This is a genomic window from Kocuria sp. BT304 (genome assembly GCF_003290245.1).
GTDB classification, from domain to species: Bacteria; Actinomycetota; Actinomycetes; order Actinomycetales; family Micrococcaceae; genus Kocuria; species Kocuria rhizophila_A.
The window spans coordinates 2,585,731-2,599,881 of sequence record NZ_CP030039.1; the positions used below are offsets into that span (position 1 = coordinate 2,585,731).

A 14,151-nucleotide genomic window follows, 5' to 3' on the forward strand; every position below is an offset into this window, starting at 1 on the left:
CCTGAGTCTGGGTGAGGGGTGGCCTGGGCCACATGATTCGTCTCGAAGTCTGCCCTGAGACGCAGTCTCACGTCAAGACATCCCGCCGCGGTCCGACCATCCCGGCCCCACCTCCCCGGGCGCGCCCGACAACGGGCCCCGCAGCGTGGCGGAGGGGCGCGCGTCAGCCGCGCAGCGCCTCGTAGACGGAGCGTGCCGTGCGCTCGGCGACGTCCGCGGGGTCCCCGCCCCGGGGCACGAGCACCACGATCGGGGCATCGCCGCCCACCCACACCGTGTCGGTCCGGTTCCCGCCCACGACGCCGCCGCGCGGGTTCGCGAGCGCAGGCTCGCCGTGCTCCCCCGGTCCCGCCGCAGACCCGTCCGGGTCCGCGCCCACGTCACGCCCGCGTGCGGTGTCCACCCCGCCCCCGACCGGCGCACCGGCCGAGGACCCGGGCGGGTCAGCCTCCGGGGTCGCGGCATCGTCCTCGGCCGGGGCGTACAGCGCGGACGGCGTCCCCCTCAACAGCTGCGGGCCCGATGGGGCAGCTTCCGGAGTCGCCGCGTCGTCGTCGGCGGAAACGTCAGGAGAGGACGGGGTCCCGCCCGAGGACGGCGGGCCCGACGGGGCAGCCCCCGGGGGCGCTGCGGCGTCACCGGCCGAGGCGTCCGACGAGGACGAGGTTCCTGCCGGGGCCGTGGCCCCGGCAGGGGACCAGGATCCGGGTGCGCCGGCACCCGACGACGCGGCGTCGTTCGCGGTCGGGCGACCCGCCGGGGACGGGGAGCCGTGAGCGTACGGGGGCGCCGCGGCGTCGTCGAGCTCGAGGGAGACCTGTGCGGACGAGAACGAGAGGTCCGCCGGCGAGCCGGACGGGGCAGTCTCCTGATGGGCCACGCCGAACAGCGCACACAGCCACACGACCCGCCTGCTCAGCGCAGCCGCGAGCTGCTCCCCCTGCCCCGGCCTCGGACCGCGCAGCCACGTGCGCAGGAACGCGTTGTGCACCGCCACGGTGGCCGCGGGCAGCGCCACTGCCGTGACGCGGCGGTCCGGGGAGTCGGGCAGGGCGGCACGCAGGAAGGCATGGAAGACCCGCTCGTAGCGCGAGGACATGGCGATCTCACGGTCCCGCAGGGACTCGACGCGCTGCAGGAGGTCGTGCCGGGCGAACGCGCGCTGCGCGTGGTCCAGGTTGTGGCGGAACACGAGCTGCGCGCCCTCCACCAGGCCGTCCTGCGGGGACAGTCCCGGGCGCTGCAGCAGGGCCTCCAGCCGCTCCAGGGTGGCCGCGTGGTCCGCGAAGACGACGTCCTCCTTGCTGCCGTACTTGCGGAAGAACGTGGCCCGGCTGATGCCCGCGGCCTGGGCGAGCTGCTCCACGGTGGTCTCCATGTACCCGTGGTCCGCGAGCATGCGGATGGAGCGCGTGACCACGTCCTCGGTGACGGCGCTGGCCTCACTCATCTGGGTCTCCTCACACGACGACGGGCGGCTGTGGGATCGAGGGTAGCCGCATTGAGACGGAGTCGCACGGGAACCGGTCTGCCGGCCCTGCGGCGAGCGCGTCGGACACGCCGGTGCGCAACGCTCGACCCGGGGTGACGTGGGCTACACTCAGCGGTGTTCTTGGGGCACAACCCCAGCAACCGATCACCGGATGTCGTCATATCCATTTCGAATTCCCGGACGCTGGCCTCATAAGCCCTCGTTCCACTTCGCTTTTGAGGACGCGAGATGCGTTACTCCCGCATTTCCAAGACTCTCGGTGTCGCCGCAGTGGCGGCCATCTCCCTGACCGCCTGCAGCGGCGGCGGCGACTCCAACGGCTCCGCCGATGGCAGCGCCATCATCACCGCGGACTCCGTGGAACCCCAGAACCCGCTGGTGCCCACCAACACCACCGAGACCGGTGGCGGCGTGGTGATCCAGCAGATCTTCAACGGTCTGGTGAGCTACGACTCCGAGGGCAAGACCCAGAACGACCTCGCGGAGTCCATCGAGTCCAAGGACAAGCAGACCTGGACCATCAAGATCAAGCCGGACATGAAGTTCACCAACGGCGAGGAGATCACCGCCCAGAGCTTCGTGGACTCCTGGAACTACGGCGCCGCGGCCAAGAACGCCCAGGGCACCGCGACCTTCTTCGAGCCCATCGAGGGCTATGAGAAGGTCTCCGCCGAGGGCAGCACCGAGGACAAGATGTCCGGGCTGAAGGCCGTTGACGACCACACCTTCACCGTCAAGCTGGTCTCCCCGCAGTCGGACTTCGAGCAGCGCCTGGGCTACACCGCGTTCGCCCCGATGCCCTCTTCCGCATTCAAGGACATGAAGGCCTTCGGCGAGAACCCCGTGGGCTACGGCCCCTACAAGATGGCCAAGGACGGCGCCTGGCAGCACAACTCCAGCATCGACCTGGTCAAGAACGACGACTACAAGGGCCCGGAGGCCGCCAAGAACGGCGGCATCACCTTCAAGCTGTACCAGAACCCGGACACCGCCTACCAGGACCTGATCTCCAACAACCTGGACGTCCTGCAGCAGGTCCCCACCGGCGCACTGGGCAACTACAAGTCGGACCTCGGCGACCGCTACTCCGACAAGCCCTACGCCGGCATCCAGACCCTCGCCGTGCCCGAGTACCAGGACAACTGGAAGGGCGAGGCCGGCAAGCTGCGCCGCCAGGCCCTGTCCATGGCCATCGACCGCCAGGAGATCACCAAGGTGATCTTCAACGAGACGCGCTCCCCCGCCACGGACTTCACCGCCCCCACCATCGAGGGCTACGACGAGAGCATCCCCAACTCCGAGAACACCAAGTTCGACAAGGAGAAGGCCAAGGAGCTGTGGGCCAAGGCCGAGAAGATGCAGCCCTACAACAAGTCCCAGAAGCTCACCATCGCGTACAACGCCGACGCCGGTGGGCACAAGAAGTGGGTGGACGCCGTTGCCAACCAGGTTAAGAACAACCTGGGCATTGAGGTGGAGGGCAAGTCCTACTCCACCTTCAAGGAGCTGCGCACCGACGCCAAGGCCGGCAAGCTGACCGGAGCCACCCGCTCCGGCTGGCAGGCCGACTACCCCTCGATGTACAACTTCATGGGCCCCACCTTCTCCAAGGGCGCCTCCTCCAACGACTCCCGTTACGACAACCCGGAGTTCGAGGCGAAGCTGAACGAGGGTCTCGAGGCCAAGAGCTCCGAGGACGGGGTGAAGAAGTTCCAGGAGGCGGACTCCATGCTGCTGAAGGACCTCCCCTCCATCCCGCTCTGGTACAACCAGGCGAACACTGCGTGGTCCGAGAACGTGTCCGGCGTGGGCACCGGCTGGGACGGCGTTCCCGAGTACTACAAGGTCGAGAAGACCAAGAACTGATCTTCTGACCCCGATGCACACGTGGTGACAGGGAGGCGCGTGAAGTCCGCGCCTCCCTGTCACCGTGTCATAGAGAGGAGCCCCTCTTGGCCTGGTATCTGGTCAAAAGACTGCTGCAGCTGATCCCCGTCTTCTTCGGCGCCACGCTGCTGGTCTACTTCCTGGTCTTCATGACCCCCGGTGATCCGCTCGACGCGCTGTGCGGGGACAAGGGCTGCACGCCCGGTGTCGCCGCCGCGCTGACCGCGCAGTACCACCTCAACGACCCGTTCTTCGTGCAGTACTTCAGCTACATCGGAGGTCTGCTCACCGGCGACCTCGGCGTGAACTTCTCCGGACGCGAGATCAGCGACGTGCTCGCCGGCGCGTTCCCCGCGACCGTCCGGCTCGCGATCATCGCCCTGGTGTTCGAGGCGATCTTCGGCATCACCTTCGGCCTGTACGCCGGGCTGAAGAAGGGCGGCTGGTTCGACTCCACCGTGCTAGTGGTCTCCCTGATCGTCATCGCCGTGCCGATCTTCGTGCTCGGCTTCGTGATGCAGTACTTCGTGGGCGTGAAGTGGGGGCTGGCCAAGCCGACCGTCTCCGGCGCCGCGGACTGGAGCGACCTGATCCTGCCCGGCATCGTGCTGGGCCTGGTCTCCTTCGCCCAGGTGCTGCGCCTGACCCGCACGGCCGTGGCCGAGAACGCCAGCGCGGACTACGTGCGCACCGCCACCGCCAAGGGCCTGACCCGCGGCCGCGTGATCCGGGTGCACATCCTGCGCAACTCGATGATCCCCGTGGCCACCTTCCTGGGCATGGACCTGGGTGCACTGATGGGCGGCGCGATCGTCACCGAGGGCATCTTCAACGTCCCCGGCATCGGCAACCAGCTCTACAAGGCACTCACGCTCGGGGACGCACCCATGGTGGTCTCCGTGGTGTCCGTGATGGTGATCATCTTCTGCGTGGCCAATCTGCTGGTTGACCTCCTCTACGCCTGGCTCGACCCGAGGATCCGTTATGCCTGAGAACAACTTCGAGAACAACGACGCCGCGGGCCGGGACCTGAACCCCGAGGCCCGCTCCCACGAGGCCGCCGTGCGCGAGGTCCGGGAGACCGCCGACACCCCGGCCGGCTCCCACCAGAAGGACCTCGGCGGGGTGAGCACCGGGATCATGATGGAGCACTTCGTCGCGGACGTGGCCCAGACCCCGGTCTCGGCCACCGACTCCCGCTCCGCCGAGGGCGCTCCCGTGAGCCTGTGGCGCGACGCGTGGCGGCAGCTGCGCAAGAAGCCCACGTTCATCATCGCGGCCCTGCTGATCGTGCTGGTGATCGTGGTGGCCCTCTTCCCGCAGCTGTTCTGGACCCAGGACCCCTCCGCGGCGTCCTCGCAGTGCCTGCTGGAGAACTCCAACGGCAAGGCCTCCGCGGGCCACCCCATGGGCTTCACCGCCCAGGGCTGCGACGTGTACTCCCGCGTGATCGCCGGGACCCGGGCCTCGCTCATGGTGGGTCTGTTCACCACCATCGGCGTGGTGGTCATCGGCGGGATCATCGGTGCGCTGGCCGGCTACTTCGGCGGCTGGATCGACGGCGTGCTCGCGCGCCTGGGCGACATCTTCTTCGCCCTGCCCCTGATCCTGGGTGCCCTGGTGGTCATGCAGCTGCCGTTCTTCAAGGCCAACCGCGGGGTGTTGACCCTGGTGGTGGTGCTGGTGCTGTTCGGCTGGCCGCAGATCGCGCGCATCATGCGCGGCGCGGTGGTGGAGGTGCGCAACGCGGACTACGTGGTCAGTGCCCGCTCGCTGGGCGTGTCCTCCTTCGGGATCCTGATGCGCCACATCATCCCCAACGCGATGGCGCCGGTGATCGTGATCGCCACGATCTCGCTGGGCACGTTCATCGTGGCCGAGTCCACTCTGTCCTACCTCGGCATCGGCCTGCCACCCAGCATGATGAGCTGGGGCAACGACATCTCGGACGCGAAGGACGCCTTCCGCTCGAACCCGATGCCCGTATTTTGGCCCGGCCTGGCGCTGTCGCTGACCGTCCTGAGCTTCATCATGCTCGGTGACGCGCTGCGCGACGCGCTGGACCCGAAGGCCCGGAAGAAGTGATGAGCATGTCCCAGGAGAACAACCGCCCCCTGCTGGAAGTGCGTGATCTCGGGATCGCGTTCACCACGGCCACGGGTGAGGTGCAGGCCGTGGAGGACTCGAACTTCACCGTGATGCCCGGTGAGACCGTGGCGATCGTGGGCGAGTCCGGTTCGGGCAAGTCCACCTCCGCGCTGGCCGCGATCGGGCTGCTGCCCGCGAACGGCCGCGTGAACGCGGGCAAGATCATCTTCGACGGCGAGGACATCACCCACGCCAGCGAGAAGCGCAAGGTCAAGCTGCGCGGCAGCCAGATCGGCATGGTCCCCCAGGACCCCATGTCCAACCTGAACCCCGTGTGGAAGGTGGGCTTCCAGGTCCGGGAGACCCTCAAGGCCAACGGGCTGCCCGCGAAGGATGAGGACGTCGCCCGCGTGCTGAGCCAGGCCGGCCTGCCGGACGCGGAGAAGCGCGCGAAGCAATACCCGCACGAGTTCTCCGGCGGCATGCGCCAGCGTGCGCTGATCTCGATCGGTCTGTCCTGCCAGCCGCGGCTGCTGATCGCGGACGAGCCCACCTCGGCCCTGGACGTCACGGTCCAGCGCACCATCCTGGACCACCTCCAGACGATGACCGACAAGCTCGGCACCGCGGTGCTGCTGATCACCCACGACCTCGGCCTCGCCGCGGAGCGCGCCCAGAAGGTGGTGGTGATGTACAAGGGTCACGTGGTGGAGGCGGGGCCCGCCCTGCAGCTGCTGCGCAACCCGCGCCACCCGTACACCCAGAAGCTCGTGGACTCCGCACCCTCGCTGGCCTCCCGCCGCATCGAGGTGGCCCGCACCCGCGGGGTGGAGTCCGAGGACCTGCTGGCCGAACATCCCAAGACGGCGATGCAGACGGCGCTCAAGCAGGACTTCGTGCAGGTCCAGGACCTCACCAAGGTCTACAAGCTGCGCGGGTCCTGGGGCCGTTCCGAGGACTTCACGGCGGTGGACAAGGTGTCCTTCTCCATTCCCCGGGGCACCACCACGGCCGTGGTGGGCGAGTCCGGCTCCGGCAAGTCCACGGTGGCCAAGATGATGCTCGGGCTGGAGCCGATCACCTCTGGGTCGATCGTCTTCGACGGGCAGGACGTTGCCCGGCTGAAGGGCAAGGAGATGTTCGCCTTCCGTCGGCGCGTGCAGCCCATCTTCCAGGACCCGTACGGCTCCCTGGACCCGATGTACAACATCTACCGCACCATCGAGGAGCCCCTGAAGGTCCACGGCGTCGGGACGTCCAAGGAACGGGAGAAGAAGGTCCGTGAGCTCATGGACCAGGTCTCCCTGCCCCAGTCCATGCTCGCGCGCTACCCCAACGAGCTCTCGGGCGGTCAGCGCCAGCGCGTGGCGATCGCCCGTGCGCTCGCGCTGAACCCCGAGCTGGTGGTGTGCGACGAGGCGGTCTCCGCTCTGGACGTGCTGGTGCAGGCGCAGATCCTCAACCTGCTGGCCGAGCTGCAGCACGACCTCGGGCTGACCTACCTGTTCATCACGCACGACCTCGCCGTGGTCCGCCAGATCGCGGACAACGTGTGCGTGATGCAGAAGGGCTCGCTGGTGGAGCGCGGTTCCACGGACTCCGTGTTCGAGAACCCGCAGACCGACTACACCCGCCAGCTGCTGGCGGCGATCCCCGGTGCGGGTCTGATCAACGCGGTCTGAGCACCGCAGCCTGACCCCGGCGGTTCGACCGCCGTGCCGGGCCGGGACGACCCGGCGGCAACGACGACGCCTTGGTTCCCCCGAAAGGGGAACCAAGGCGTCGTCGTTGGTGGGCGGTCTCAGCCAGCGCCCCGCCGCGCGGTTCAGCCCCCGAACGCCGCGGTGACCTGACCCGGGACCGCCACGCGCACGGCGTAGAGCGAGCCCGCGGTGGGCTGGACGTCCTCCGGGAGGTTCTCGCGCGACGTCGTGATGTAGAGCGTGCGCAGGTCCTCCCCGCCCAGGGTGCACGCGGTGGTCTGCTTGGCGCCCACCGTGACCACGGTGTCCAGGGTGCCGTCCGGGAGGTAGCGGTGCACCTGGCCCGCGCCGTTGAGGGCCACCCACACGGCACCCTCGGAGTCCACGGTCAGCCCGTCCGGGCTCACGGACACGCTGCCCGGCTCGTAGCTCTCCTCCGGGTCAGTGGCCGCCGCGGCGGCGTGCTCGTCCAGCACCGGAGCCACGAACGTGCGGCGGTTGCGCAGCCCGCCCTCGGCGCTCCAGTCGAACACGGAGACCTCGTGGGTGGGGGTGTCGTTGTAGTAGGCCAGCGTGCCGTCCGGGGACCACGCGATGCCGTTGGAGATGCTCACGCCCTCGAGCACGGGCTCCCAGCTGAGGTCCGTGGCCACGCGGTACAGCGTGGCGGCGCCCTCCGCCTGGTCATACGCCATGGACCCCACGTAGAACGAGCCGTCCGGGGCCACACCGCCCTCGTTCATGCGGATCTCTGGGGTCTGCCACAGCGTGGTCTCCCGCTCCACCGCACCGTGGGCGTCCGTGAGGAGCACCCCGCGCTCCACGGCGACGATCTGCCCGCCGCCCGCCCGGGGACGCACGCACGCGGCCACGTCCCCCACGTGCTGCCGGCGGGGCTGGTCCTCCGGGGTGAACGTCATGACGTCCCCGGCGAGCATGTCCACCCAGGCCAGCCCGCCCCACTGCCGGCTCCAGCACGGCCCCTCGGCGTGGTGCATCCAGGACGGGGTGATCCTCTGCGCTGTCAGCTGGTTCACAGTTGCGGCCTCCTCGGGCTGGTGGGTGCGGGGATGCGGTCACGGTCGTAGGTGATCTGCGTGTAGCCGTGCGGCACGGGCTCGCCGTTCTCGTCCAGGCTCACGAACACGATCTTGTCGATGCTCAGGATCAGCTCGCGCGTGATCATGTTGCGCACCTGCGCGCGCATGGTCAGGGACGTGCGCCCGAACCGGGTGGCGGTGAGGCCCATCTCGATGAGGTCCCCCTCCACCGCGGAGGACACGAACTCGATCTCGGACATGTACTTGGTGACCGCCCGCCGGTTGCCCAGCTGTACGATCGCGTAGATCGCGGCCTCCTCGTCGATCCACCGCAGCAGCGAACCCCCGAACAGGGTGCCGTTGGCGTTGAGGTCCTCGGGCTTGACCCACTTGCGGGTGCGGAACGAGATGTCGCCGGGCTGTCTCATGCGCCCCAGCCTATGCGGGCGGGCTCGGGGCCGCGCAACGACGACGCCGCTCCGCGGCCCCCGCACGCCGCGCACCGGGTCCTGTCCCGCCGTCCGCCCCTGGCGGGAGTGCGGGTCTCCCCCGCGCGCGCACCCGCACGCCGCACGCGCACCCGCCCGCCGGGGCTCCCGCACGCTGCGCACCACTGCCGACGCGCGTCCGGTGCGGGCGGCACGGTGGCGCGCGGCGGCGTCGTCCACGATGATGCGGTCATGAGTGCCACCACGCGGGCCGCGAGCGCAGAACTGCAGGACCCCGGGCCGGGGTTCCAGCGCCGGGTGCTAAGCGTGCTCGCCCTGGGGCAGATCCTGGGCGGGCTCGGCACCGGTGCCACGCTGGCCCTCGGCGCACTGCTGATCACGGAGGTCTCCGGGAACAGTGCGCTGTCCGGCACGGCGTCCACGATGAACACCCTGGGTGCCGCCCTGGTGGCCATCCCGCTGGCGCGCCTCGCGCAGCGCCGGGGCCGCCGGGTGTCACTGAGCACCGGTGCCCTCGTGGCGGTCCTGGGCGCGGCCGTGATCGTGGTGGCCGCCACCCTGGACCTGCTCCCGGTCCTGCTCGTGGGCATGGGGCTGCTGGGTGCGGGCACCGCCCTGAACCTCCAGTCCCGCTTCGCGGCCACGGACGCGGCCGCCGCCCGCACGCGGGCGCGGGACCTGTCCCTGGTGGTGTGGTCCACCACCGTGGGGGCCGTGGTGGGCCCCAACCTCTTCGGCCCCGGTGAGGCGATCGGGCGCGCTCTGGGGCTGCCGCCGTTCACGGGCGGGTTCGTGATCGCGCTGTGCGCGCAGTGCCTGGGTGCCGGTGTCTACTTCGTGGGGCTGCGCCCGGACCCCCTGGCCGTGGCGCTCGCCCGGGGCGGACCGGTGGCGAACAGGCCCGATCCTGCCGGCGGGTTCACCCTCCTGCGCACGGTCCCCGCCGCGCGGCGTGCCGTGCTGGTGGTCGCGCTGCCCCACGCGGTGATGGTGAGCGTGATGTCGATGACCCCGGTGCACCTGACCAGCCACGGCGCCACGCTGTCCGTGGTGGGCCTGACCATCTCCCTGCACGTGGCCGGGATGTACGCGCTCTCGCCGGTGTTCGGCTGGCTCGCGGACACCATCGGGCGCGTGGGCACGGTGCTGCTGGGGCAGGGGCTGCTCGTGGCGGCGCTGCTGCTCACGTGGCTGGGCTCGGACCAGCACGGTTTCGTGCTCGTCGCCCTGGTCCTGCTGGGGCTCGGCTGGTCCGCGTCCACCGTGGCCGGATCCACCATGGTCACCGAGTCCGTGGCGGCCCATGACCGGCCCGGGCTGCAGGGCACCTCGGACCTCGTGATGAACCTGTGCGGCGCGGCGGGCGGCGCCCTCGCCGGTCCCGTGCTCGCCGCGGTGGGCTTCTCGGGGCTGGGTGTGGCCGCCATGCTGCTCGTGGCACTCGCGACCGCCACCGCGCTGCGGGGCCGCTGAGGGCGTCCCCGCTGGACCCCACGGACGGCGACGCCGCCCCGGGGGCGACCGGGGCGGCGTCGTCGTGAGCTGGGTGGGGGGGCGGCTACTGTGCGTCCGCGTCCCCGGTGCCGTCGGTGGGACGGTCGGTGCGGCGGGCCGCGCGGCGTCGTTCGCCCTCCGCGACCGGCGGACCCACGACCACGGGGAACGCACCCGTGTAGCCCTCGCGCTCGGCGGCGATGGCGCGCACGCGGTCCCGCACCAGGAACCAGCCGACGATCAGCACGGGGACCACCACGGCCATCGAGGCCACGGTGAGGGTACCCAGCGGGTAGTCCAGCGCCACGAGGATCATCACGCCCACGAGGAACGCCATGGTGAGCCAGTTGGTGTACGGCGCGAACGGCGCACGGTACGCGGGGCGCTGGTAGAGGCCCTGTTTGGAGAGCCGCACGAACTTCTGGTGCGGCAGGGTGATGGCGGCCCAGCCCACCAGGATGCCGATCGCGGAGATGTTCAGCACGATGCTGAACGCCTCCTCCGGGACGTAGTAGTTGAGGATGACGCCCAGCGCCCCCACGCCCACCGTGAGCAGGATGCCGCCCGCGGGAACACCCGAGCGCGTCATCTTCCCGGTGAACTTGGGCGCGGAACCGGCCATGGCCATGGAGTGCACGATCCGGCCCGTGGAGTACAGGCCCGCGTTGAGCGAGGACAGCGCCGCGGTGATCACCACGAGCTGCATGATGGGCCCGATGCCGTCGATGCCGATGGAGCTGAAGAACGTGACGAACGGGGACTCGTCCGCCGAGTACGCCGTGTACGGCAGCAGCAGCGTGAGCAGCAGAATGGAGCCCACGTAGAACAGCGCGATGCGCAGGATCACCGTGTTGATGGCCTTGGGAATGGTCTTGCGCGGGTCCTGGGTCTCACCGGCGGTGATGCCCACCAGCTCGATGCCCGAGTACGCGAACACCACGCCCTGCGAGACCACCAGGGCGGGGAGCAGACCGTTGGGGAAGATCCCGCCGTTCTCGGTGATCAGCGAGAACCCGGTGGGCGCACCCGTGGGGGTCCCGAAGAGCACGAACGCCACGCCCACCACCAGGAAGACCACCAGCGCGGAGACCTTGACCACCGCGAACCAGAACTCCATCTCCCCGAAGACCTTCACGGAGATCAGATTGGTGGCCATGACCACCACGAGCACCACCGCGGCCAGCAGCCACTGCGGCAGGTCCGCGACGAACTGGCTGTACTGCCCGAACCACTTGACGTAGATGGCCATGGCGGTGGCGTCCACCACCGTGGTGGAGGCCCACGAGAGCCAGTACATCCAGCCCACGAAGTACGCGCCCTTCTCCCCGTAGAACTCGCGCGTGTAGGACACGAAGGAGCCCGAGGACGGCCGGTGCATCACCAGCTCCCCGAGCTGGCGCAGGATCAGGTAGCCGAAGAACCCGGCGACCGCGTACAGCAGGAACAGGGCGGGGCCGGCGTCCGCGAGACCGCCACCGGCGCCCAGGAACAGACCCGTGCCGATCGAGCTGCCGATCGCGATCATGTTGATCTGGCGCGCGGTGAGTCCCTTGCTGTACCCCTCCTGCTCGGCGACGTACTGGGTGCGCGTCTCCTCCCCGCCGGACGGCAGGGGATCGGAGGGGTGCGAAGCCATGGGAGAACACCTTTTGTCGGTTGGTGGGAAGGGTGCGCGGCACCGGCGAAGCGGTCAGCGCACAGGGGAAGCCTACGCGCGCACCTCCACCACCGGGGCACCCTCCCGGTCCGTGACCCTCAGCGTCCGGTGCGCTCCCGGTGCTCGCACCCGGGCCAGCAGCACGGGCGGCGCTTGCCCTCGTGCATCTCCTCGCCCGTGCGCCGGATGCGGCGGGCACGGGTCTCGGGCTTCTTGGCGTCCTCCACCCAGCACACGAACTCGTTGCGGCCCAGGGGCGTCAGCCCGCGCCACAGCTCGGCGGTCTCCGGCTCCGCCAGCAGGGCCTCGACGAGGTCCGCGGGCAGCTCGTGGACCACGCCGCCGGGGAGGGCGGGGGCCTGCTCGGGGGACGACGCCGCGGCGCTGGGCGCGCTGCCGGGCGCGGGCGTCGTCATCTGCGGGGTGTCGCTCACGGTGCTTTCCCTGCCGTGGTGGGGACTGTCGGGGGGATCTCGACACGGGAAGTGTGCCACGTGACGGGGTGGGGCACCAGGTGCGAGCGTGCCACCATGGGGCCATGACGCTCACGCTGCGACGCCCCACTCCCGAGGACGAGTCGGGGGTCCGCGCGTTGCACGAGCAACTGCTGCGCGACGACTTCTCGTTCGTCCTGGACGAGGGGACGTGGCCCGAGGTGCTGGCGGCCGTGGACCGCGCGTCCCGGGGAGAGGACCTGCCTCCGGGGTTCGTCCGGGCGGACTACCTGCTCGCGGAGGTGGACGGCGAGATCGTGGGCCGCACATCCATCCGCTACGAGCTCAACGACTACCTGCGACGCGTGGGCGGGCACGTGGGATACGGCGTGGGCCCCGCGTTCCGGCGGCGAGGCTACGCCAGGGAGATCCTGCGGCAGTCGGTGGAACGGCTGAACACGGCCGGCGTGGAGCGGGTGCTCGTCACATGCGCCGACGACAACGCGGGCTCCGCCGCGACCATCGAGGCCTGTGGCGGGGTGCTGGAGAACGTGGTCCAGGACGGGAACGGCCGCCCGACCCGTCGCTACTGGATCGACTGAGAAAGCTAGCCCAGCAGCGGGCGCCCTCCCGCTTCTGCGCGCCTCCACCCCGGCGGCTGCTGGCATACATTCCACCAACGGCATGGGTTTGCCTGGGCCTCTCTGGATCCCCCGAGAGGTCAGGCCTCTCCCAGCCCCCGCGCAACCCGGCTCATGAGATCGCCGAGCCGGGCGACATCGTCCTCCGTCAGCGACGCGAAGAACAGCTCCTCCACGTCCCGCGCGTGGGCGGGGCGCAGCCGCCGGAATGCCTGCGCGCCCTCCGTCGTGAGCACCGCCTCCCAGCCACGGCCGTCACCCTCGGCACGACGCCGCTGCAGCCAGCCCCGCTCGCACAGCACCCTGACCTGGTAGTTCAGCCGCGACGGCGAGAACACCAGGCGTCGCGCCAGCTCACCCAGGCGCATGCGCCGACCGGGGGCCTCGTAGAGCAGCAGGAGCAGCTGGTACTCCATGGTCGAGCAGCCCTGCGCCTTGAGCCGCTCCTCGATCCTGGCGGTCAGGCGTGCAGTGGTCTCGAAGTAGAGCTGCCACGCATCCCACCGCCCGGAGCGGGCGGGAGGCGCGCCCGCGGCGTCGTCGCCTCCCGCACCAGCCCCCGAGTCCTCGGCGGCGCCCCCTGCTGCCGTCACCGCTGCACCGAGGCGAGGAGATCCTCGAAGTTGGGGACGTCCGTGAACTCGTCCACGACGGTGCGCTCGGGGCGCCCGGGGCCCGACGCCGCGCCGCCGCCACCCTCAGAGCCGGCCCCGAGCATGCCCGCGAGTGCCGCCCCGGCCCGCTCGATGCGGCCCTGCAGGGACGCATCCGCCCAGTCCTCCGTGGCGGCGTACACGCCGATGGGCAGCGTGAGCGCCTTGAGGTAGCTGAACAGCGGGCGCAGGGCGGTGTCCAGGACCAGCGAGTGCCGCGGGGAGCCGCCGGTCGCGGCCACCACGGTGGGCAGGTTCTCCAGGGCACCCTCGTCGAAGAGGTCGAAGAACGCCTTGAACAGCCCGGAGTAGCTCGCCTTGTAGGTGGGCGTGGCGGCGATCAGCCCGTCCGCGGTGAGCACGGCGTCCAGCGCGTCCTGCACCGCGGCGGGTGCCGTGCCGGTCAGCATGGCGTCCGTGATCCCGTGGGCGATCTCCCGCAGGGCCACCACGCGCACCTCGGGCTCCTCACCACCCCGGGCGACGACGCCGCTCGCGGCCCGCGCGATCGCCCGCGCCAGGCGCGTGGTGGACGCGTCCTCAGACAGGCCCGCGGTCACCACGGCAATGCTCTGTCGCTCGGTCATCTCGTGTCTCCTGACTGCTCGGTGTT

General features: G+C 70.3%; 13 protein-coding genes. 6 read left to right on the forward strand and 7 right to left on the reverse strand.

Annotation, left to right across the window (positions count from 1 at the left end; all coding sequences use genetic code 11):
* Nucleotides 1–163: 163 nt before the first annotated feature.
* Nucleotides 164–1,450 (reverse strand): TetR/AcrR family transcriptional regulator, encoded by a 1,287-nt coding sequence (locus DNL27_RS11325; RefSeq protein ID WP_112235601.1) that lies wholly within the window; start codon nucleotides 1,448–1,450, stop codon nucleotides 164–166.
* 270 nt (nucleotides 1,451–1,720) lie between these two features.
* Between DNL27_RS11325 and DNL27_RS11330 the strand changes: the two genes are divergently transcribed.
* The 4 genes from DNL27_RS11330 to DNL27_RS11345 all read left to right on the forward strand — a co-directional run bounded on the left by DNL27_RS11330 (nucleotide 1,721) and on the right by DNL27_RS11345 (nucleotide 7,149).
* Entirely contained in the window at nucleotides 1,721–3,358 is a 1,638-nt protein-coding gene (locus DNL27_RS11330) for an ABC transporter substrate-binding protein (protein WP_112235602.1), read from the forward strand.
* A gap of 86 nt (nucleotides 3,359–3,444) precedes the next feature.
* Nucleotides 3,445–4,371: an ABC transporter permease gene (locus DNL27_RS11335; RefSeq protein ID WP_012399167.1), complete on the forward strand. Its 927-nt coding sequence runs from the start codon at nucleotides 3,445–3,447 to the stop codon at nucleotides 4,369–4,371.
* The gene (locus DNL27_RS11340) at nucleotides 4,364–5,464 is read left to right on the forward strand and encodes an ABC transporter permease (protein ID WP_082682007.1); all 1,101 of its coding nucleotides are present in this window, start codon (nucleotides 4,364–4,366) and stop codon (nucleotides 5,462–5,464) included. The genes DNL27_RS11335 and DNL27_RS11340 overlap by 8 nt, the downstream gene beginning before the upstream one ends.
* On the forward strand, nucleotides 5,464–7,149 hold the full coding sequence (locus DNL27_RS11345) for an ABC transporter ATP-binding protein (RefSeq protein ID WP_112235603.1): 1,686 nt from the start codon (nucleotides 5,464–5,466) through the stop codon (nucleotides 7,147–7,149). The genes DNL27_RS11340 and DNL27_RS11345 overlap by 1 nt, the downstream gene beginning before the upstream one ends.
* Nucleotides 7,150–7,292: 143 nt before the next feature.
* Here DNL27_RS11345 and DNL27_RS11350 read toward each other — a convergent pair whose 3' ends face one another.
* Both DNL27_RS11350 and DNL27_RS11355 read right to left on the reverse strand, forming a co-directional pair.
* The gene (locus DNL27_RS11350) at nucleotides 7,293–8,207 is read right to left on the reverse strand and encodes an SMP-30/gluconolactonase/LRE family protein (RefSeq protein WP_112235604.1); all 915 of its coding nucleotides are present in this window, start codon (nucleotides 8,205–8,207) and stop codon (nucleotides 7,293–7,295) included.
* Nucleotides 8,204–8,638, reverse strand: a complete 435-nt coding sequence (locus DNL27_RS11355; protein ID WP_112235605.1) for an acyl-CoA thioesterase — start codon at nucleotides 8,636–8,638, stop codon at nucleotides 8,204–8,206. The genes DNL27_RS11350 and DNL27_RS11355 overlap by 4 nt, the downstream gene beginning before the upstream one ends.
* A gap of 252 nt (nucleotides 8,639–8,890) precedes the next feature.
* Between DNL27_RS11355 and DNL27_RS11360 the strand changes: the two genes are divergently transcribed.
* Nucleotides 8,891–10,132, forward strand: a complete 1,242-nt coding sequence (locus DNL27_RS11360; protein WP_239494370.1) for an MFS transporter — start codon at nucleotides 8,891–8,893, stop codon at nucleotides 10,130–10,132.
* Between the two features lie 85 nt (nucleotides 10,133–10,217).
* Here the strand turns inward: DNL27_RS11360 and DNL27_RS11365 are convergent, their stop codons facing one another.
* Together DNL27_RS11365 and DNL27_RS11370 are read right to left on the reverse strand one after the other, a co-directional pair.
* Nucleotides 10,218–11,789 (reverse strand): amino acid permease, encoded by a 1,572-nt coding sequence (locus tag DNL27_RS11365; protein WP_012399173.1) that lies wholly within the window; start codon nucleotides 11,787–11,789, stop codon nucleotides 10,218–10,220.
* A gap of 119 nt (nucleotides 11,790–11,908) precedes the next feature.
* Complete coding sequence (locus DNL27_RS11370) at nucleotides 11,909–12,244, reverse strand: YdeI/OmpD-associated family protein (RefSeq protein WP_112235606.1); 336 nt, start codon at nucleotides 12,242–12,244, stop codon at nucleotides 11,909–11,911.
* 104 nt (nucleotides 12,245–12,348) lie between these two features.
* Between DNL27_RS11370 and DNL27_RS11375 the strand changes: the two genes are divergently transcribed.
* Entirely contained in the window at nucleotides 12,349–12,846 is a 498-nt protein-coding gene (locus DNL27_RS11375) for a GNAT family N-acetyltransferase (RefSeq protein ID WP_112235607.1), read from the forward strand.
* Nucleotides 12,847–12,965: 119 nt separating this feature from the next.
* On the opposite strand, the gene DNL27_RS11380 is transcribed toward DNL27_RS11375, so the two are convergent.
* Nucleotides 12,966–13,478, reverse strand: coding sequence for a MarR family winged helix-turn-helix transcriptional regulator (locus DNL27_RS11380; protein ID WP_112235608.1), 513 nt, complete (start codon nucleotides 13,476–13,478; stop codon nucleotides 12,966–12,968).
* Nucleotides 13,475–14,125, reverse strand: coding sequence for a CE1759 family FMN reductase (locus DNL27_RS11385; RefSeq protein WP_112235609.1), 651 nt, complete (start codon nucleotides 14,123–14,125; stop codon nucleotides 13,475–13,477). The genes DNL27_RS11380 and DNL27_RS11385 overlap by 4 nt, the downstream gene beginning before the upstream one ends.
* Between the last annotated feature and the right edge of the window lie 26 nt (nucleotides 14,126–14,151).

What these genes read in the sequence shown, in the direction of transcription:
- DNL27_RS11330 (WP_112235602.1), top strand. Translation starts at nt 1,721, where the DNA reads ATGCGTTACTCCCGCATTTCCAAGACTCTCGGTGTCGCCGCAGTGGCG.
- DNL27_RS11325 (WP_112235601.1), bottom strand. Translation starts at nt 1,450, where the DNA reads ATGAGTGAGGCCAGCGCCGTCACCGAGGACGTGGTCACGCGCTCCATC.
- DNL27_RS11365 (WP_012399173.1), bottom strand. Translation starts at nt 11,789, where the DNA reads ATGGCTTCGCACCCCTCCGATCCCCTGCCGTCCGGCGGGGAGGAGACG.
- DNL27_RS11385 (WP_112235609.1), bottom strand. Translation starts at nt 14,125, where the DNA reads ATGACCGAGCGACAGAGCATTGCCGTGGTGACCGCGGGCCTGTCTGAG.
- DNL27_RS11355 (WP_112235605.1), bottom strand. Translation starts at nt 8,638, where the DNA reads ATGAGACAGCCCGGCGACATCTCGTTCCGCACCCGCAAGTGGGTCAAG.
- DNL27_RS11360 (WP_239494370.1), top strand. Translation starts at nt 8,891, where the DNA reads ATGAGTGCCACCACGCGGGCCGCGAGCGCAGAACTGCAGGACCCCGGG.
- DNL27_RS11345 (WP_112235603.1), top strand. Translation starts at nt 5,464, where the DNA reads ATGAGCATGTCCCAGGAGAACAACCGCCCCCTGCTGGAAGTGCGTGAT.
- DNL27_RS11375 (WP_112235607.1), top strand. Translation starts at nt 12,349, where the DNA reads ATGACGCTCACGCTGCGACGCCCCACTCCCGAGGACGAGTCGGGGGTC.
- DNL27_RS11340 (WP_082682007.1), top strand. Translation starts at nt 4,364, where the DNA reads ATGCCTGAGAACAACTTCGAGAACAACGACGCCGCGGGCCGGGACCTG.